The sequence below is a fragment of the Microbacterium sp. GQ128 genome (genome assembly GCF_059758615.1).
The window spans coordinates 1175824-1193148 of sequence record NZ_JCAXDY010000001.1 but is presented as its reverse complement, the minus strand read 5'-3'; the positions used below and the strand labels follow the sequence as shown (position 1 = coordinate 1193148).

Here is a 17325-nt window from a genome sequence, read left to right as displayed (position 1 = left end):
CGTCTCACATCCATGACCTGAGATCGCTCCGAGTCGGCGGCCTTCTCGCGCTGTCCGGGTCGGGGATGCCGAGGCGATGTACGTGCCGCTCGATGACATCGGGATGCTGATGGATAACGACAAAGCCCTGAAGTACATGGAAGAGCTGGTGCGCGGATGAGAGCGTCGTGGTGGCAGGCCATTGGCGTCGTTGCGGTGTGCTCGGCGATCTTGGGTGGATGCGCTTTCCTGGCGGAGCGACCCGGACAGGAGAGCAAAGAGACGGCAGATAAGGCAAAGGCCGACGCGCAGGCGATGGAGTTGGAGATCGCGTCGTTGATTCCTGATGACGTCGTCGCCAGCGTCGATCAGAAGCCGGACGGAACGCTGTTCTCCTGTGACGAAGCGCGGCACCATTGGGCAGGATCTACGACCGTGGTGCTCGTCTCCGAGGCTGATGCGACTGAGGTGGTGAAGCAGTTGGAATCAGATGCGCGAGATGAAGGCCGGTTCTCCGTCGAGTCTTGGGTCGATGTCACTGACACGTACAGCGTGCAACTGACGCTGCCTGGTTCGGTGGAGAACTACATCTTCAGCGAGGGAGAGCCGCACACGATCCGCATCGCTTCGGGTTCGGAGTGCTTCACGCTGCCGGAGGGCGTCTACCAGGGCGGCACGTTCTGACGGCCGACCCGCCGGCGCCTCCACGCCCCGGTCAGCCCCGGGACGACGCCGTGACCCGCTTCTTCTCCCGGATGTACACCTCGCGGCGGACCTTCGCGACCACGTCGCCCTCGCGGTCCGTGATCACCGTCTCGAACCACTCGAGCACCTTGGCCCCGCCGCGGGCGCGCTCACGGATCTCCTCCGCCTTCTCCTTCGACACCTCGAACTCCGCGGTGAGCACGCCGCGTCCGGGCTTCAGGAACTCGATCTCGCCACGGGTGTCCCACACCACATGGTCGCGTCCGAGCTGATGGATGACGAGCATGAAGAAGTACGGGTCGGTCATCGCCGACATCGAGCCGCCGAACGCGGTCTTGACGTAGTTGCGGGTGAAGACGTTCACGTGCAGCTCGACGGTGGCGTGCGTCCAGTCTTCACTGAAGCGACGGACGCGGATGCCGCTGAAGAGGTTCGGAATCCACAGGCTCATACCGAGGGCGAGGCGGCGGGGCGTGATGCGCATTCCGTCAGTGTGGCGGACGTGGGCGAGGGCGACGAAGACGTCTGGAGGGTAGCTACAGTTGTTCTAGTTCGTATAGAATAACTAGCGATACCGGAGAAGGAGGGTCGGATGCTCATCCGCGTCGATCCCGACAGCCCCCGCGCGCTGTACGACCAGGTGGCGGCGTCCGTGCGCTCCGACATCCTCGCCGGAGTCCTCGCGCCCGGAGACCGCCTTCCCGCGGCGCGAGATGTCGCCGAGGCGCTGGACATCAACCAGCACACCGTTCTGCACGCCTACCAACGGCTGCGCGACGAAGGTCTCGTCGACCTGCGTCGAGGTAGGGGGGCCGTCATCGCGAGCTCGGCTGCGCCGCTCGCCGAGCTCGCGCACGACATCGATGAACTGGTGCGTCGTGCCGCAGCTCTCGGGGTGTCCGCCGACACGCTCGCCGGCATAGTCCAGGCGCACCGCGAAGCCCCCACCGTCATGAACCCGATCGAGAACCCCGAGGAGGATTCGCCATGACCACCCACGACCTCACCCGCACGCAGCCTCCGCTGCTCCGACGCGCACGGCTGACCTTCTTCGTCGTCGCGGTGATCGCGCCGATCACGATCACTGCGATCGCCGTCGTGGTCATGCTCATGTGGCTGCCCACGATGCCGGAGCAGGTCGCGACTCACTGGGGTTTCGGCGGTGCCGACGGCTTCGGGGCTCCGTCCACCTATCTCTGGCTCCTCGTCGGGATCGGACTCGGGCTGCCGTTGCTGATGGCGATCACCACCCTCGCCTCGGTCGGCGCGCACTGGGGCGGCGCGGGACGCCTGATGGGTGCTCTGGCGGCGGGCATGTCACTCTTCGCCGCGATCATGAGCCTCGGCTCGCTCGCGATCCAGCGCGATCTCACCGATATCGCGGACGCGCCGGGCATCGGCGGGATCATGGCGCTGGCGTTCGGGGGGCTCATCGCGGCTGGGGGCATCGCCTGGGCCGTGCAACCCCGCGTGAGAGCGGAGCAGGGACGCACGCTGGAGCCCCGGCATGCCGTCCGTATCGCGAACGGTGAACGCGTCGTGTGGGTCGCCACGACGACCATGCCCCGCGGAGCGCTGGCCTTCCTCTTCATCGTGCTTCTCGGCCTCGTCGCGCTCGCCGCGTACATGCTGGGCACCGGCGTCGCGGGCGGTTGGATCGTGGCCGTGGTCGGGCTCGTCGTGGGCCTCGCACTGGCAGCGACCGCATCCTTCCGCGTCAAGGTCACTCCGGAGGGCTTCGCCGCGCGGGCTCTGTTGGGCTGGCCGCGCATCCGCATTCCGCTCGACGAGATCGAGTCCGCTCGTGCGGTGGAGATCTCGCCGTTCGGTGAGTTCGGCGGTTGGGGCTGGCGTATCTCGGTCGACGGGCGGACCGGCATCGTCATGCGGCAGGGATCCGCGATCGAGGTCAGCCGTCGGGGTCGGCGGCCCTTCATCGTCACCATCGACGGAGCCGAAGAGGCTGCAGCACTGCTCCAGGCCTATGCGGACCGTACTCGAACGCCGGGCGTGACGCCCGCAGAACCCGGAAAGGCCGACTCATGACCGAATCGACTCTACACCCCCGCGCCGTGCAGTGGCCCGCCGTCATCGTCTTCGTGATCGTCGCCTGCGCGCTGGCGTGGCTGGTGGCGCTGCCCCTTTGGCTGGGGGCCGGTCTCGCCGAGCCGATGTCCGTGTTCCTCCTGCCGATCATGATGTTCACCCCTGCCGTCGCGGTGCTGGTCGTGACCTTCGCGATGGGGGTGCCCGCCCGGGGGCAGCGTGCGCGCTTCCTCGGCCTCTGGCCGCTGCGGCCTGCCAAGCGCGTGGTCTGGCTCATGGTCGCGGCCTGGCTCGTACCACCGGTGCTGGTCGGGCTCACGATCGTCGTGTCCGCGGCGCTCGGGTTCGTGCAGCTCGATCTGACCTTCGCCGGTTTCGCGGCGGAGCTCGCGAAGGCGCTGCCCGCCGGTGCCCCCGTGCCGCCGGTCGAGGTCGTGGTGTTCGCCCAGATCGCGATGGTTCCCCTCGGGGCGCTGTTCAACAGCATCTTCGCCTTCGGGGAGGAGATCGGATGGCGGGGCTGGTTGCTTCCGGCGCTGCGACCGCTCGGCACCTGGCCCGCCCTGATCCTCAGCGGCGCGATCTGGGGCCTGTGGCACAGCCCGATCATCCTGCTCGGCTACAACTTCGGGCGCACCGACATCACGGGCGTCCTGTTCATGGTGGGCGGCTGCGTCGCCTGGGGCGTCCTGCTCGGCTGGCTCCGACTGCGCTCCGCATCCGTCTGGCCGGCGGTGATCGCCCACGGATCGCTGAACGCCGCTGCCGGGCTCATCGTCCTGTTCGCGGCCTCGCAGCCCGATCTCGCTCTCGCCGGGCCGCTCGGCGTCGCGGCGTGGATCGTGGTCGCGGCGGTGGTCCTGGTGCTCGTGCTGACCGGCCAGTTCCGGAAGCAGCCCGAGCTCGCCGACGCCCCCGGTCGTCTGCTCTCGCCGCCGCGGGGCTGATGTCGCGGGGGTTGACGGCGATACGAGGCGGCGGTTGGCTGAGGTCATGGACTCCACCCCCGCCGCCTGGTCGCAGGCCGATTCGTATCTCGCCGACACGCTCGTCGGGCCCGACGCCGACCTGGAGTCGGCTCTCATCGCACAGCGCGAGGCGGGGCTGCCAGAGATCGAGGTCGCGCCCGTCGCGGGCAAGCTGCTGAATCTGCTCGTCCGCATCAGCTGTGCGCGGCGGGTGCTCGAGATCGGCACACTCGGCGGCTATTCGACCATCTGGCTCGCCCGCGCCGTCGGGCCGGAGGGGCGGGTCGTGACGATCGAGGCCGAGGCCGACAACGCCGCCGTCGCCCGGGCGAGCATCGACGCCGCAGGTGTCGGCGACCGGGTCGACATCCGTATCGGCAGGGGCGCCGAGGTGCTGCCGACCCTGGTCGGCGGGTTCGATCTGGTCTTCATCGATGCCGACAAGGAGTCCAACACCGTCTATCTCGACTGGGCGGCGCGACTCGGGCACGCGGGAACGGTCATCGTGCTCGACAACATCGGGCGCGAAGGCGAGATCGTCCGCGCCGACAGCACCGACCCGAAGGTGATCGGCACCCGTGACGGACTCCGGATGCTGGGGGAGGACCCGCGCTTCGACGCCACGGCCCTGCAGACGGTCGGGGCGAAGGGTTGGGACGGCTTCGCGATCGCCGTCGTGGTCTGAGCCCGCTCCGTGCGGAATGCCCGGACGCGTCCCTGGTCCGGTCGCACGGCCGGGCTAGACTGGGCGCGGATCGACGACGCTCCACACCACGTTTTCCCCCTGAGCAAGGAGCACATCAGTGGCACTGATCGAGGCTGTAGGCGCACGCGAGATTCTCGACTCGCGCGGAAACCCGACCGTCGAGGTGGAGGTCCTCCTCGACGACGGCATCGTGCAGCGGGCGGCCGTTCCGTCCGGTGCATCCACCGGCGCGTTCGAGGCGTACGAGCTCCGCGACGGCGACAAGAGCCGCTACGGCGGCAAGGGCGTGCTCAAGGCCGTCGAGGCCATCATCGACGAGCTCGGCCCGGCCATCGAGGGTGTCGAGGCGAGCGAGCAGCGCATCGTCGACGAGATCCTCATCGAGGTCGACGGCACCGAGAACAAGAAGCGCGTCGGCGCCAACGCCATCCTCGGCGTGAGCCTCGCCGTCGCCAAGGCGGCCGCGGATTCGGCCGACCTCCCGCTGTTCCGCTACCTGGGTGGCCCCAACGCCCACGTGCTGCCCGTTCCGCTGTTCAACGTCATCAACGGCGGCGAGCACGCCGACAACGGCATCGACATGCAGGAATTCTTCCTCGCTCCGATCGGCGCCGAGACCTACTCCGAGGCACTGCGCTGGGGCGTCGAGACCTATCACGTGCTGCGTGCCGAGCTGAAGGCTGCGGGCTACGCGACCGGCCTCGGCGACGAGGGCGGCTTCGCCCCCGACCTGCCCAGCAACCGCGAGGGCCTGGACTTCCTGGTCAAGGCGATCGAGAAGGCCGGCTTCACGCCCGGCACCGACATCGCCCTCGGCCTCGACGTCGCAGCGACCGAGTTCTTCAAGGACGGCGTCTACCGTCTCGACAACAAGGACTGGGACGCCGCCGCGCTCACCGAGTACTACGTGGGCCTCGTCAACGACTTCCCGATCGTCACGATCGAGGACGCGCTGGCCGAGGACGACTGGGACAACTGGAAGCACCTCACCGACGCCCTGGGCTCCAAGGTGCAGCTGGTCGGCGACGACCTGTTCGTCACCAACCCGCAGCGCCTCGCCGACGGCATCAAGCGCGGCGTCGCCAACTCGCTGCTCGTCAAGGTCAACCAGATCGGCACGCTCACCGAGACGTTCGATGCGGTCAGCCTGGCGCAGCGCTCCGGCTACACGGCCATGCTGTCGCACCGCTCCGGTGAGACCGAGGACACGACCATCGCCGACCTCGTCGTCGCGACGAACTCCGGCCAGATCAAGGCGGGCGCACCCGCTCGCAGCGAGCGCGTCGCCAAGTACAACCAGCTGCTGCGCATCGAGGAGGAGCTCGGCGACGCCGCGGTCTTCGCCGGTCGCTCGGCTTTCCCGCGCTCGCAGGCCTGAGCGCGGCTGACACACGTAGAAGCCGCGGAAGCGGCGGCTGAGACGGCCGTCATCCGCGGAGCATGACGCCGCTGAAGCGGCACGACGAAGGAGGGGCCGTGGCACGACGACCGGCTCCTCCTTCGTCGGTTCCGGCCGCGAAGGCGGCCGGAAAGGGCGCCGGCAGATCGAGGACGTCATCCGTGACCGCCCCCGCGCCCCGGGCCTCGCGCAGGAACCGCGGTGATGCACCGCGCGTCGATGTCCGCGAGTGGGCCTCCGGCATCCGTCTCTCGGCGTTCTCGGTGATCATGTTGTCGCTGGTGGTGTTGGGTGCCTGGGTCCTCGTGCCCACACTCGGAACGTTCATCGACCAGCGTCAGAAGATCGCGGCGCTGGAGGCATCGGTGCAGGTGAGCGAAGACGAGATCGACGCGCTGATCGCCGAGCGCGAGCGGTGGAACGACCCCGCATACATCACGACTCAGGCGCGCGAGCGCCTCTACTACGTCAAGCCCGGCGAGGTCGTCTATCTGATCGACAACGACCTCGATCCATCGGCTCTCCCGCGCGAGCAGGCGCCGGTGAGCGACACGCTCGAGGAGAAGCCGTCGGACTGGATGCCGCAACTCCTGCGCACCCTGGTCGCGACGGGACTCAGCGAGACGGCAGCGACCGCTCCCTGAGCGCTCCCTCCGAGCATCCTCTCGGGCGGCTCCCCTACGCTGGAGGGGTGACCACGCCGCCGTTCCCTGCCCCCACGTCCGCCGAGCTCGCCGTCGTCTCGGCCCAGCTCGGCCGTCCCGCCCGTGGTGTGGTGGGCATCGCGGCTCGCTGCGCGTGCGGCAACCCCACGGTCGTCGCCACGACGCCGCGCCTTCCGGACGGCACGCCGTTCCCCACGTTCTACTACCTGACGCACCCGGCGGCCACGGCGGCGATGTCGACCCTCGAGGCCACGCAGGTGATGCCGGAACTCGCGGCGCTCCTGGCCGATGATGAGGAGACCGCTGCCGCCTACCTCGCCGCGCACGAGGCGTACCTCGCCGACCGGACGCAGTTCGGGGAGGTCCCCGAGATCGACGGGATCTCCGCCGGCGGCATGCCCACGCGCGTGAAGTGCCTGCACGCGCTCGCGGGACACGCCCTCGCTGCCGGTCCCGGCGTGAACCCGATCGGCGATGCCGCGCTGGCGCGGTCGTCCTGGACGCCCGAGGTGTGCCGGTGCGAAGACCCCGGCGCCGCACTGCGAGAAGCGGCGGCGTCACCCGAATGACAGCCCGCCGGACGCTGCGCAGCGCTGCCGCCATGCTGGTGGTCGCGGCGTCTGTGCTGCTCCTCGGCGCCACGGCGACGCCGCCGCCGATCCCCGACGATCCATCCGATCCGACCCGCGCGTCGGAGTACTGGCTCGACGGCGCGAGGATCCGCGAGGCGTGGCAGACGACCCGCGGCAAGGGCGTGACGATCGCCGTGATCGACACGGGCATCGGCAAGGTGCCCGAGGTGTTCGGAGACGCCGTGGTCGGCGGCACCGATGTGTCCGGTGCCGGCACCCCGGATGGACGGACGCCGCTGGGCGCGATCGACGGGAATCACGGCTCGTGGGTGGCGTCGCTCGCGGCCGGACGCGGTGCCCCCGACGGGACCGGCATGATCGGGGTCGCGCCGGAGGCCAACCTCCTCTCCATCTCGGTCGGTTTCGGCGCAGCCGCCGCCGTGCCGTTCACAGAGCAGGTCGCGAAGGGCATGCGCTGGGCGGTCGACAACGGCGCCGACATCATCAACCTCTCCTTCACCACGAACACGCTCGACTGGGATGAGAGCTGGGACGATGCGTTCCTCTATGCGTTCGAGCACGACGTGGTGGTCGTCGTGGCCGCGGGCAACCGGGGGAGCGGCACGAACATCATCGGTGCTCCTGCGACGATCCCCGGCGTGCTCACCGTGGGTGGCGTGGACCAGACGGGAACCGCGAGCGTCGAGGCTTCCACCCAGGGCATCACGATCGGGATCTCGGCACCCAGCGAGGGACTGATCGGTGTCTCCGCCGACGGCAAGGTCGAGCACTGGCGTGGGACGAGCGGCGCGGCGCCCATCGTCGCGGGAGTCGCCGCACTGATCCGCTCCGCGCATCCCGACATCAAGGCGATCGACGTCATCAATCGCATCATCAAGACGGCGATACCGGTCCCGGACGCCACCAAGCCGCAGGATCCGCTCTACGGCTACGGGCTGGTGGACGCCGCCGCAGCGATCTCCGCAGACATCGCGCCGGTGAGCGCGAACCCCATGGGCGACTTGGCGGAATGGGTGCGCTACTTCCGTCGTGCGGAGTCGGAACCGCAGCCCGTTCCCTCGATGACACCGGTCGCCGTGCCGCCTCTGCCCGCGGCCGATGCGCCGAGCGAGGCCGCTTCACCGTTGCTTCCCAGCGCCGATTCACTGCGCTACGGTACCCTGCCGCTCATTGCGCTCACCGTGCCTGGTATCCTGGTAGCGCTTGGCGTCACCGCAGCTGCCCGGCGCATCCGATCGGCGCGCGTTTCCGTACGCCAAATCCCCGACTCCGAGGAGTAGTTCTTCTGTGCCTCAGAACAGCACTGTGCCCAAGATTCTGATCGTCGGCGGAGGGTACGCAGGTTTCTACACCGCGTGGAAGCTCGAGAAGCACCTCCGCAAGGGTGAGGCCGACGTGACCATGGTCGACCCGCTGCCGTACATGACGTACCAGCCGTTCCTGCCCGAGGTGGCCGCCGGTTCCATCGAGGCGCGTCACTCGGTCGTCGCGCACCGACGTCACCTCAAGCGCACTCACGTCCTCACCGCCAAGGTGACGAACATCAACCACGCGCAGAAGGTCGCGACGATCACGCCGCCCGTCGGCGAGCCGTACGAGTTCGCGTACGACCAGATCGTCGTCACCGCGGGAGCCGTCTCCCGCACCTTCCCGATCCCCGGCATCGCCGACAACGCGATCGGGCTGAAGACGATCGAGGAAGCCGTCGCGATCCGCGACAAGGTCATGTCCAACTTCGACAAGGCCGCGGCTCTTCCCGCCGGTCCCGAGCGCGACCGTCTGCTGTCGGTCGTCGTCGTCGGCGGCGGTTTCGCGGGTATCGAGGTCTTCGCCGAGCTGCGCTCGCTCGCCTCGTCGCTCGTCAGCAAGTACCCGCAGCTCAGCTTCGAGGACACGCACTTCCACCTCATCGAGGCCATGGGGCGCATCATGCCCGAGGTCTCGCTGAAGACCAGCGAGTGGGTGCTGAAGGATCTCGCCAAGCGCGGTGCCAACGTTCACCTCGACACCCAGGTCACCGGCGCCATCGACGGTAACGTCGAGCTCTCCACCGGCGAGGTCATCCCGACCGATGTCATCGTCTGGACCGCGGGTGTCATGGCGAACCCGACCGTGGTTCGTGGCGGAGACCTCCCGGTCGAGGAGCGCGGTCGCATCCAGACCCGTGCCGACCTGCGCGTCGGCACGCCCGAGGCCTTCGTCGAGGGCGCCTGGGCTGCGGGTGACGTGTCCGCCGTTCCCGACCTTTCGGGCGGCGGCGTCGGCGGCTTCTGCGTGCCGAACGCCCAGCACGCTGTCCGTCAGGCCAAGCTCCTCGCGAAGAACCTGGTCGCCGTGCTCCGTGGGGAGAACCCGAAGGAGTACTTCCACAAGAACCTCGGTGCCGTCGCGGGTCTCGGCCTGTACAACGGCGTCTTCCAGTCCGGCAAGATCGCACTCAAGGGCTTCGTGGCCTGGGTCGCGCACCGCGGCTACCACGGCCTCGCGATGCCCACGTGGGAGCGCAAGTTCCGTGTGATCTGGGGCTGGTGGAACAACCTGTGGCTCGGCCGCGACCTGGTGAACCTCGAGACGGTGCAGAACCCGCGTTACGTCTTCGAGGAGTTCGCCGCGCGTCCGCGTCCGGCAGCTCCCGCGGCGCCTGTCGCGGACGCGGCTCCGGCGGCGAAGGCTGCTCCGGCGGCATCGGCTGAGGCACCGGAGGCGACTGCCGCCGCGAAGAAGCCCGCGGCCAAGAAGCCGGCCGCGAAGAAGCCTGCGGCGAAGAAGCCTGCCGCCGAGAAGGCTCCTGAGCCGGCCGAGGCTGCAGCCAAGTAGCTGACTCTCGAACCGATGGATCGGCCCCGCGCGCTCTGCGCCGGGGCCGATCTTCGTTTCTTCGGGGAGGCTCCGAGGCAGAGCACAGGTGCAGCCGCTAGCGTGGGGGCAGCAAGGGGAGTACTCCCGTCTGCAGCGTCGTCGTCATTACGAGCATGAGATCGTGCTCCGGCCCGCTGGCCCGCGAGGGTGGAGGAGACCTTGGCACCCGCATCGCGGGGTGCCGAGAAACCCCTGCCGTCGCTTCGACCTGGGAATCCCCGGTGGCCCGCACCACGAAAGGGACACCCATGGGAAAACTCTCCCGCCTGATCGGACTCGCCACGGACGCGCTCGACAAGAGTGCCGGGTCCGGACGCAACGACCATTCGGCGGGCGGATCCCGCTCGACGGACTGGGGCGGCATGCTCCGCGGAGCCGTGGACGCGGTCCGAGGCCCGGCCGACGGCGGCCCGCGAGCCGAGCAGAGCGCACCGCCCGCGGCTGCAGACCCGTATGCACCGCCGGCGTCCGGCGCTCGGAGCGGTGCGGCCGGTTCCGCGCGTCCGAGGGATGCATACGCACCCCCGGCTGCGCGCGCACCCCGCTCCTCGAACGTGGCGTCCGACGCCGACCGGGCAGCGATCGCCCGGTATGACTATCTGCTGCAGACGGCCGACCCGCAGCGTGTCGAGCAGATCCACCGGGAGGCATTCGCCCGTCTGACGCCCGAGCAGCGCGCGCTCGTCGAGGCACGGATGCGGCAGGAGCTCGAGCCGGGGGAGCGTCCGAGGTCTTCGTCGCCGGACGACCTCGCCCGCGCTGCCGGACGCGCCGAGGCCATGCGACCGGGGCGGATGCGCGGACTCCTGTCGCGGGTGCGTGGTGCCGGCGCCGGTGGTGCTGTGGTCGCCGCAGGCGGCGCGGCGGTGGGACTCCTCGGCGTGGTCGCCGGGGGTGCCGTGCTCAGCACGGTGGCCGGTCCGCTTCTCGAGCAGGCCGCGAACATCGGCGTCGACTTCGGTGCTCTCGCGGAGGGCATCGACGTCGAGTCGCTCGCCGCCGGAATCGATGTCGAGTCGATCGCCGGCGGGGCAGGCGACCTGATGGGGTCCGCGGGGGAGGCGGCGTCCGGACTCGGCGAGGCGGCTACCGGATGGGGCGAGCGGCTCGGCGACCTGGGCATCCCGGGCATCGGCGATCTCTTCGGACGCTGAGCGCGGATGTTCTACGCGACCGAGGCCGAACACGGCTTCAGCGGCCTCACCGGATTCGCGGCCGACGTCCTCACCTCCCTCGGCGACGTCGGGGTCGGTGTGCTCGTGTTCCTCGAGGTGCTGATCCCGCCGATCCCGAGCGAGGTGATCCTGCCGTTCGCGGGCTACCTCAGCCAGAGCGGAGAGCTGAATCTGGGCTGGCTCATCTTCTGGAGCACCCTGGCCTCCTGGTTGGGAGCACTGTTGCTCTACGGGCTCGGCGCGGCGATCGGCATGCAGCGCGCAGTGCGACTGCTGGCGTCGACCCGACTGGTGAGCCGCTCGGATCTGGAGCGCGGAGCGGACTGGTTCACGCGCAGCGGGGGCTGGACTGTGCTGGTGGGGCGGATGGTCCCGGGCGTGCGCAGCCTCATCTCGATCCCGGCCGGGGCATCGCGCATGAATCTCGTCACCTTCAGCGTCTACACGGTCGTCGGCAGCGGCGCCTGGAACACTCTGCTCCTCGGCGTCGGTGCGGCGCTCGGCACGCAGCACGAGCAGCTGGAGCAGTACCTCGGATATCTCGACTACGCCGTCTACACGGCGATCGCGGTCGCCCTCGTGGTGCTGGTCGCTCGCCGGGTGCGAGAAGCGGCGGGAGAGCGGAGAGCTGTTGCGGACGGCGAGGAGTGAGAAGCCGAAGTGCCCCCGCTGGGACTCGAACCCAGACTGAAGCGATTTTAAGTCGCCTGCCTCTGCCATTGGGCTACGGGGGCCGCGTCGTCAGCCTATCGCCGCGCGGCGGCTGCGACCGGGTGCCGCGGGGGGTGATCCGGAGTATGGGGAGGCCTTAGGGTGGGGGAGTGCTCGACCTCATCGACGAACTGAGCCCCGTTCAGGGTGCGCCCGCGATCGCCCCGGAGTGGGAGGATCCGGCCCGTTACTGGCCACGCCTCTCCGCCGCGACCGGACACCTGCCGGCGCCGGTCGGGGTGATCGACCGAGAGGCGCTCCGCTACAACGCGATGGACCTGCTGGTGCGCGCAGGCGGCCTCCCCATCCGTGTCGCCTCCAAGTCGGTGCGCGTGCGGGCGGTGCTCGATGCGGTGCTGAAACTCCCCGGATTCCGCGGCATCCTCGCGTTCACGCTCGAGGAGGCGCTGTGGCTGGCCGAGACGCACGACGACATCATGCTCGGCTATCCGACGGTGGATCGCGCGGGTCTGGAGCGGCTGTTCGCCGACGAGCAGGCGGCGCAGCGCATCACGCTGATGGTCGACGATCTCGTCCACCTCGATCTGATCGACAGTGTCGCCGGACCCGCAGCCCGCCCCGAGATCCGCGTCGCGATCGACGTCGACGCGTCCTGGCGATCCTCGCTCCTCGGCCACATCGGAGTCCGACGATCGGCGCTCTTCACCGCCGGCGAGGTCGCCGGCTTCGCCCGAAAGGTCGTCGCCCGCCCCGGGTTCCGGCTCGTCGGACTGCAGATGTATGACGCGCAGATCGCGGGTCAGGGCGACGATGCCGGGCCCGACGCGCCACTGATCCGCATGGTGCAGGCGCGCTCGAGGAATGAGTTGCGGGAGCGTCGGGCGGCCATCGTCGCCGCCGTGGGGGCGATCGCTCCGCTGGAGATCCTCAACGGCGGCGGCACCGGCTCGCTCGAGTTCACGGGCAGCGACGAGTCCCTCACCGAGGCGAGCGCGGGGAGCGGGCTGCTCGGCGGCCATCTGTTCGACGGATACCGCTCGTTCCGCCCCGCCCCGGCCTCGGCCTTCGCCTTCGACGTCGTCCGGCGCCCGGCATCTGACATCGCCACGGTGCTGGGCGGAGGGTGGATCGCCTCCGGCCCTGCTCTCGACTCCCGTCAGCCGCGCCCCGTGTGGCCCGAGGGACTCCGCACGCTCGGGCGTGAGGCCGCCGGCGAGGTGCAGACGCCGCTGCAGGGGCCTGCCGCGATGTCGCTGGGAGTGGGGGATCGCGTCTGGTTCCGGCATGCGAAGAGCGGAGAGCCCGCGGAGCGCATCGAGCGCTATCACCTGGTGTCGGGGGAGCAGGTCATCGACGAGCTTCCCACCTACCGCGGCGAGGGAAAGGCGTTCCTGTGACGAGAATCGGCGGCTCCTGGCAGAACTGGGGCCGGTCGGCCTCCGTGCGTCCCGTGCGCGTCGAGCGCCCACGCAGTCCCGAGGGCGTGCAGCGCGCGGTGATCGCGGCGGTGAAGCACGGTCTCAGCGTGAAGGCCGTGGGCGCGGGGCACAGCTTCACCGGCATCGCCGTCGCGCCCGGCGTCCTGTTGGAACTCGACGACCTGCAGGGTCTCGTCTCGGCGGATGCGGCCAGCGGACGGGTCACCCTTCTCGCGGGTACGCGGTTGCATCGTATCCCCGGCCTGCTCGCGCCCTACGGGCTCGCCATGGAGAATCTGGGCGACATCGACCGTCAGTCCATCTCCGGAGCGATCTCCACCGGAACCCACGGCACCGGCGCGCAGTTCGGCGGCCTGGCGACTCAGGTCGTCGGCATCACCATGGTCACGGCCGAAGGAGAACTCCTCCGCATCGACGATGAGCACGAGAGCGAACTGCTGCCGGCCGTCGCGCTCGGGCTCGGTGCGCTCGGCATCATCGTCGAGGTCACGCTGCAGTGCGTCCCGGCTTTCGTCATGCACGCCATCGATGAGCCCGCCCCTCTCGACGACGTGCTCGCCACGCTCGATGAGCGCGTGGCCGCGTCGGATCACTTCGAGTTCTACTGGTTCCCGCACACCGACGTCGCGCTGACGAAGCGTCAGACACGGCTGCCGGAGTCGACGGTGCGCAAACGGCTCCCCGTGGTCGGCAGATGGATCGATGAGACGCTCCTCTCCAACGGCGTCTACCGGGTCGTGTGCGCCGCGGGGCAGGTCGTTCCGGCGATGACGCCGCCGTTCAGCAGACTGGCCGTCAAGCTCACCGGAGACCGTGAGTACACCGAGCTGTCGCATCGGGTGCTCATCCAGAGCCGGACCGTGCGGTTCCGTGAGATGGAGTATGCGCTGCCGGCCGAGAATGTCGTGCCGGCGTTCCAGGCGGTCCGCGCCCTCATCGCTCAGCGCGGGTGGCGCATCGAGTTCCCGATCGAAGTGCGCTTCGCGGCGGAGGACGACCGGTGGCTGTCGACGGCGCATGGGCGCTCGAGCGCCTACATCGCGGTGCACCGGTATTGGCGCGCCGACCCCTCGGAGTACTTCAACGCGGTGGAGGAGATCATGCTCGAGTTCGGTGGCCGCCCGCACTGGGGGAAGCTGCATACTCTGACGGATGAGACGCTCCGCGAGCGCTATCCGCGATTCGACGACTTCGTCGCGCTCCGCGACCGCCTGGATCCGGAGCGGCGCTTCACGAATCGCTATCTCGATCGCGTGCTCGGAGCCTGACACGGTCCGGGACCGCGGCCCCGGCATGCGCCCAGTCCACGTGCAGGGTGCGCGTCTAGGATGAGAGAAACACGAGGAAGGGTGGGCCTCTGATGGAATGGCTCGTGCCGGTACTGATCGTTGTCGGAGTGATCCTGCTCGCCGGCATCTATCTGTGGGCCACGTACAACTCGCTGGTGCAGCTGAAGGTCCGCGTCGACGAGGCGTGGAGCGGCATCACGGTGCAGCTGAAGCGACGAGCCGACCTCATCCCCAACCTCATCGAGACGGTCAAGGGGTACGCCTCCCACGAGAAGGCCGTCTTCGAGAACGTCACCCGTGCGCGCGCCGAGACGCTGTCCGCCGGCGGGCCCGGTGAGGCCGGAATCGCCGAGGGACACCTCCAACAGGCACTTCGCAGTCTTTTCGCGGTCGCCGAGGCGTATCCGCAGTTGCAGGCGAGCACGAACTTCCTCCAGGTGCAGCAGGCGCTGGTCGACACGGAAGACAAGATCCAGGCCGCGCGTCGGTTCTACAACGGTGGCGTGCGTGAGCTCAACACCAAGATCAAGGTCTTCCCGAACAACCTCTTCGCCAAGGGGCTCGGCTTCACCGAGCGCGAGTTCTTCGAGGTCGCCGACAACAGCGCGATCTCCGAGCCGCCCCGCGTGCAGTTCTGATCCGACGCGCGCTCACCAGGCGGTCAGCACCATGTCGTCCGCGGTGAACGACACGTCGCCGCGCACGGCCCACGTGTCGGTCCGGTAGGTGGTCTCGCGCTTCGCGCCGTCTTGACCGGTTCCGGCGACGGTCGCGACGAGCACCCCACCTTCTGCGCCGAACCCGGTGGCCGACAACGTCATGGTCGGCAGCTCCTCCACGCGGTATCGGATGTCGGTGACCGCGCGGAACTCCGTGCCCCAGGGGATGCGGATGCCGCAACCGTCGGGCGGGGACGCGGCACCCGGTTCCGTACAGGTCGCGAGGTACTCGTCGAGCTGCTTCTGAGCCGCGACCGTCGCCTCGGCGCGGACGGACACGTCGACATCGACGGCTGTCTCCTCGCCCGGGAGCACGGTCACCGACCCCTCGCCGCTGAGCAACGCCACCGGCGCGGCGGTGACGGTGTAGGTCGCCGGCAGCAGCGCCGTCGCCTCGCCGGCGGGCAGGGTCTGCTCCCCGATGGCGACGAATGTGCCGACCGACGGAGTGGCGGTCACGCTGCCGCGTCCGGAATCATCCACGACCCATCGTCCGTCGACGGGAGAGAGTGTCAGCTCTGCCGTGTGCTCTTCATCGGCCAGGCGGAAGGAGATCTCGGCCACCGCCGTCGCGCCCCCGACCGGGGCGCTGTCATCGCCCGTGACGGAGGTCACCTCCGCTTCCTCGACGAGTGCCGTCGCGCCGGAGAACGCCCCGAGGGTCTCCGGTGAGACCACGGCGCCGGTCTTCTCCACCGCTGCCGGGTCACCGGATTCGAGCGCGCGCAGGTACGCGACAGCGGCCTCCTGCGCAGTGGCAGGACGACTCGTCGCCTGCAAGATCCACACACCGGCGACGACGGCCGCGACGACTCCCGCAACGCTGCCGATCAGCCACCAACGGCGCCGACTCATGGGGCGCTCTCTCTGGCGTGCACGTGGCGATGCACACTGCCACCCGCCCCGGTCAGCGCGCCGTGCAGCGCTGAGGTGGCATCGCCCCAACTCGAGATCGAGACCCGTTCCAGGCCCTGCCAGGCGGCTGCCAGGGCCAGTTCCGCGGCGACGGGCTCGGCATCGCCGGGCCGAGCCTGCGGTTCCCACCACGCCGACTGCACCTGCAGAGTCGAGGTGGCGCGGTCGGCCTTCAGATCGACGCGCGCGACGATGCGGTCGCCGACGAGCACGGGCAGTGAGTAGTAGCCGAACCGACGCTTCTCTGCCGGCACGTAGATCTCGATGCGGTAGTCGAGATCGAAGATGCGGAGCGCCCGCTCGCGGAACCACACCACCGGATCGAACGGCGTCAGAACGGCCGCAGTGTCGACCTTGCGCGGCAACACGGCGTCGCGATGCCGCCACGCGGGCAACGGGCGGCCGCCGCGCTCCCATCCGCGCACCTGGACAGGGAGCAGTTCGCCGGCGTCGACGAGCTCGCTGATCGAGCGTGCGACCGTGGCACGGTCGCGGATCCGGTAGTAGTCGGCGAGGTCGGACTGCGTCGCGACACCGCTCGAGCGGGCCGCACGTCGCGTCAACTCCAGGATCGCCTCATCGCGGGAGATCTCCCGCGATCGGATCCCGTCGGGGATCACCTGCTCGGCCAGCGCGTATGTGCGCTCGAAGCCTCGGCGGCCGCTGACGGCGACATCCCCCGTGCGCCAGAGGTGTTCGAGCGCGAGCTTGGCCTCGTCCCAGTCCCACCAGGTGCCGCGCTCTCGAGGCGCGTCGTCACGCAGGTCGGCGGGACGCAGCGGCCCCCTGGCGCGCAGCTCGTCCTGGACCCACTGCACCGTGCGCGCGTTGTTGCTCATCCACGAGTCTTCACCCGCCCACTTCCGCCGGAAGTCGTCCATGCGGAATCGCCACAGCGGCCAGTCCGCGACCGGGATGAACGTCGCCTCGTGGGCGAGGTACTCGACGTAGTGGGTGGTGCGGGAGAGGAAGACCCTGTCGAGGAGCGCCGGATCGTATGAGCCCAGACGCGAGAACAGGGGCAGGTAGTGCGAGCGTGCGAACACGTTCACCGAGTCGATCTGAAGCACGCCCAGTCGGTCCATCACCCGGTGCACGTGGCGTGCGGCGACGGAGGCGGGCCTTGCGCGGGTGAACCCCTGCGCTGCGAGGGCGATCCGCCGGGCCTGCGTCGAACTGAGGGTCTCGGTCACGTC

At 69.4% G+C, this 17325-nt stretch carries 18 protein-coding genes and 1 tRNA gene; 15 read left to right on the top strand and 4 right to left on the bottom strand.

The window, feature by feature from the left end; genetic code table 11:
- Positions 1-156 precede the first annotated feature (156 nt).
- Positions 157-663: a hypothetical protein gene (locus AC6CHX_RS05755; protein ID WP_498271965.1), complete on the top strand. Its 507-nt coding sequence runs from the start codon at positions 157-159 to the stop codon at positions 661-663.
- Between the two features lie 31 nt (positions 664-694).
- On the opposite strand, the gene AC6CHX_RS05750 is transcribed toward AC6CHX_RS05755, so the two are convergent.
- A complete protein-coding gene (locus AC6CHX_RS05750; RefSeq protein WP_498271964.1) occupies positions 695-1168 on the bottom strand; it encodes a PaaI family thioesterase in 474 nt (157 codons plus the stop codon).
- Between the two features lie 108 nt (positions 1169-1276).
- On the opposite strand from AC6CHX_RS05750, the gene AC6CHX_RS05745 reads away from it, so the two are divergent.
- The 11 genes from AC6CHX_RS05745 (at position 1277) to AC6CHX_RS05695 (ending at position 11746) form a co-directional block, all read left to right on the top strand.
- Positions 1277-1675 carry a GntR family transcriptional regulator gene (locus AC6CHX_RS05745; RefSeq protein ID WP_498271963.1) on the top strand — a complete coding sequence of 133 codons (399 nt, stop codon included), beginning with the start codon at positions 1277-1279 and terminating at the stop codon, positions 1673-1675.
- Positions 1672-2730, top strand: a complete 1059-nt coding sequence (locus AC6CHX_RS05740; RefSeq protein WP_498271962.1) for a DUF1648 domain-containing protein — start codon at positions 1672-1674, stop codon at positions 2728-2730. The genes AC6CHX_RS05745 and AC6CHX_RS05740 overlap by 4 nt, the downstream gene beginning before the upstream one ends.
- Positions 2727-3677 carry a CPBP family intramembrane glutamic endopeptidase gene (locus AC6CHX_RS05735; protein ID WP_498271961.1) on the top strand — a complete coding sequence of 317 codons (951 nt, stop codon included), beginning with the start codon at positions 2727-2729 and terminating at the stop codon, positions 3675-3677. The genes AC6CHX_RS05740 and AC6CHX_RS05735 overlap by 4 nt, the downstream gene beginning before the upstream one ends.
- Positions 3678-3723: 46 nt before the next feature.
- Complete coding sequence (locus AC6CHX_RS05730; RefSeq protein WP_498271960.1) at positions 3724-4383, top strand: O-methyltransferase; 660 nt, start codon at positions 3724-3726, stop codon at positions 4381-4383.
- 118 nt (positions 4384-4501) lie between these two features.
- Positions 4502-5782 (top strand): phosphopyruvate hydratase, encoded by a 1281-nt coding sequence (eno, locus tag AC6CHX_RS05725; RefSeq protein ID WP_136043502.1) that lies wholly within the window; start codon positions 4502-4504, stop codon positions 5780-5782.
- 182 nt (positions 5783-5964) lie between these two features.
- Positions 5965-6447, top strand: a complete 483-nt coding sequence (locus tag AC6CHX_RS05720) for an FtsB family cell division protein (RefSeq protein ID WP_498271959.1) — start codon at positions 5965-5967, stop codon at positions 6445-6447.
- Positions 6448-6494: 47 nt separating this feature from the next.
- Entirely contained in the window at positions 6495-7037 is a 543-nt protein-coding gene (locus tag AC6CHX_RS05715; protein ID WP_498271958.1) for a DUF501 domain-containing protein, read from the top strand.
- Entirely contained in the window at positions 7034-8341 is a 1308-nt protein-coding gene (locus AC6CHX_RS05710; protein ID WP_136043505.1) for a S8 family peptidase, read from the top strand. Before AC6CHX_RS05715 ends, AC6CHX_RS05710 begins: the two co-directional genes overlap by 4 nt.
- Positions 8342-8366: 25 nt before the next feature.
- Positions 8367-9878: an NAD(P)/FAD-dependent oxidoreductase gene (locus tag AC6CHX_RS05705; protein ID WP_498272034.1), complete on the top strand. Its 1512-nt coding sequence runs from the start codon at positions 8367-8369 to the stop codon at positions 9876-9878.
- Between the two features lie 290 nt (positions 9879-10168).
- The gene (locus tag AC6CHX_RS05700; RefSeq protein ID WP_498271957.1) at positions 10169-11074 is read left to right on the top strand and encodes a cation-transporting ATPase; all 906 of its coding nucleotides are present in this window, start codon (positions 10169-10171) and stop codon (positions 11072-11074) included.
- A 6-nt stretch (positions 11075-11080) separates the two neighbouring features.
- On the top strand, positions 11081-11746 hold the full coding sequence (locus AC6CHX_RS05695; protein WP_498271956.1) for a DedA family protein: 666 nt from the start codon (positions 11081-11083) through the stop codon (positions 11744-11746).
- Between the two features lie 10 nt (positions 11747-11756).
- Here AC6CHX_RS05695 and AC6CHX_RS05690 read toward each other — a convergent pair.
- Positions 11757-11829: transfer RNA gene (locus AC6CHX_RS05690), tRNA-Leu, on the bottom strand.
- An 87-nt stretch (positions 11830-11916) separates the two neighbouring features.
- Here AC6CHX_RS05690 and AC6CHX_RS05685 point away from each other — a divergent pair.
- From AC6CHX_RS05685 to AC6CHX_RS05675, 3 genes are all read left to right on the top strand, one after another.
- Entirely contained in the window at positions 11917-13164 is a 1248-nt protein-coding gene (locus AC6CHX_RS05685; RefSeq protein WP_498271955.1) for a type III PLP-dependent enzyme domain-containing protein, read from the top strand.
- A complete protein-coding gene (locus AC6CHX_RS05680; RefSeq protein WP_498271954.1) occupies positions 13161-14474 on the top strand; it encodes a D-arabinono-1,4-lactone oxidase in 1314 nt (437 codons plus the stop codon). Before AC6CHX_RS05685 ends, AC6CHX_RS05680 begins: the two co-directional genes overlap by 4 nt.
- Before the next feature lie 92 nt (positions 14475-14566).
- Positions 14567-15133, top strand: coding sequence for a LemA family protein (locus AC6CHX_RS05675; protein WP_136043511.1), 567 nt, complete (start codon positions 14567-14569; stop codon positions 15131-15133).
- A 12-nt stretch (positions 15134-15145) separates the two neighbouring features.
- On the opposite strand, the gene AC6CHX_RS05670 is transcribed toward AC6CHX_RS05675, so the two are convergent.
- Positions 15146-16069: a hypothetical protein gene (locus AC6CHX_RS05670; protein WP_498271953.1), complete on the bottom strand. Its 924-nt coding sequence runs from the start codon at positions 16067-16069 to the stop codon at positions 15146-15148.
- A complete protein-coding gene (locus tag AC6CHX_RS05665) occupies positions 16066-17322 on the bottom strand; it encodes a winged helix-turn-helix domain-containing protein (protein ID WP_498271952.1) in 1257 nt (418 codons plus the stop codon). Before AC6CHX_RS05665 ends, AC6CHX_RS05670 begins: the two co-directional genes overlap by 4 nt.
- Between the last annotated feature and the right edge of the window lie 3 nt (positions 17323-17325).

What these genes read in the sequence shown, in the direction of transcription:
- AC6CHX_RS05740 (WP_498271962.1), top strand. Translation starts at nt 1,672, where the DNA reads ATGACCACCCACGACCTCACCCGCACGCAGCCTCCGCTGCTCCGACGC.
- AC6CHX_RS05670 (WP_498271953.1), bottom strand. Translation starts at nt 16,069, where the DNA reads ATGAGTCGGCGCCGTTGGTGGCTGATCGGCAGCGTTGCGGGAGTCGTC.
- AC6CHX_RS05710 (WP_136043505.1), top strand. Translation starts at nt 7,034, where the DNA reads ATGACAGCCCGCCGGACGCTGCGCAGCGCTGCCGCCATGCTGGTGGTC.
- AC6CHX_RS05700 (WP_498271957.1), top strand. Translation starts at nt 10,169, where the DNA reads ATGGGAAAACTCTCCCGCCTGATCGGACTCGCCACGGACGCGCTCGAC.
- AC6CHX_RS05735 (WP_498271961.1), top strand. Translation starts at nt 2,727, where the DNA reads ATGACCGAATCGACTCTACACCCCCGCGCCGTGCAGTGGCCCGCCGTC.
- AC6CHX_RS05730 (WP_498271960.1), top strand. Translation starts at nt 3,724, where the DNA reads ATGGACTCCACCCCCGCCGCCTGGTCGCAGGCCGATTCGTATCTCGCC.
- AC6CHX_RS05755 (WP_498271965.1), top strand. Translation starts at nt 157, where the DNA reads ATGAGAGCGTCGTGGTGGCAGGCCATTGGCGTCGTTGCGGTGTGCTCG.
- AC6CHX_RS05745 (WP_498271963.1), top strand. Translation starts at nt 1,277, where the DNA reads ATGCTCATCCGCGTCGATCCCGACAGCCCCCGCGCGCTGTACGACCAG.
- AC6CHX_RS05695 (WP_498271956.1), top strand. Translation starts at nt 11,081, where the DNA reads ATGTTCTACGCGACCGAGGCCGAACACGGCTTCAGCGGCCTCACCGGA.
- AC6CHX_RS05750 (WP_498271964.1), bottom strand. Translation starts at nt 1,168, where the DNA reads ATGCGCATCACGCCCCGCCGCCTCGCCCTCGGTATGAGCCTGTGGATT.
- AC6CHX_RS05675 (WP_136043511.1), top strand. Translation starts at nt 14,567, where the DNA reads ATGGAATGGCTCGTGCCGGTACTGATCGTTGTCGGAGTGATCCTGCTC.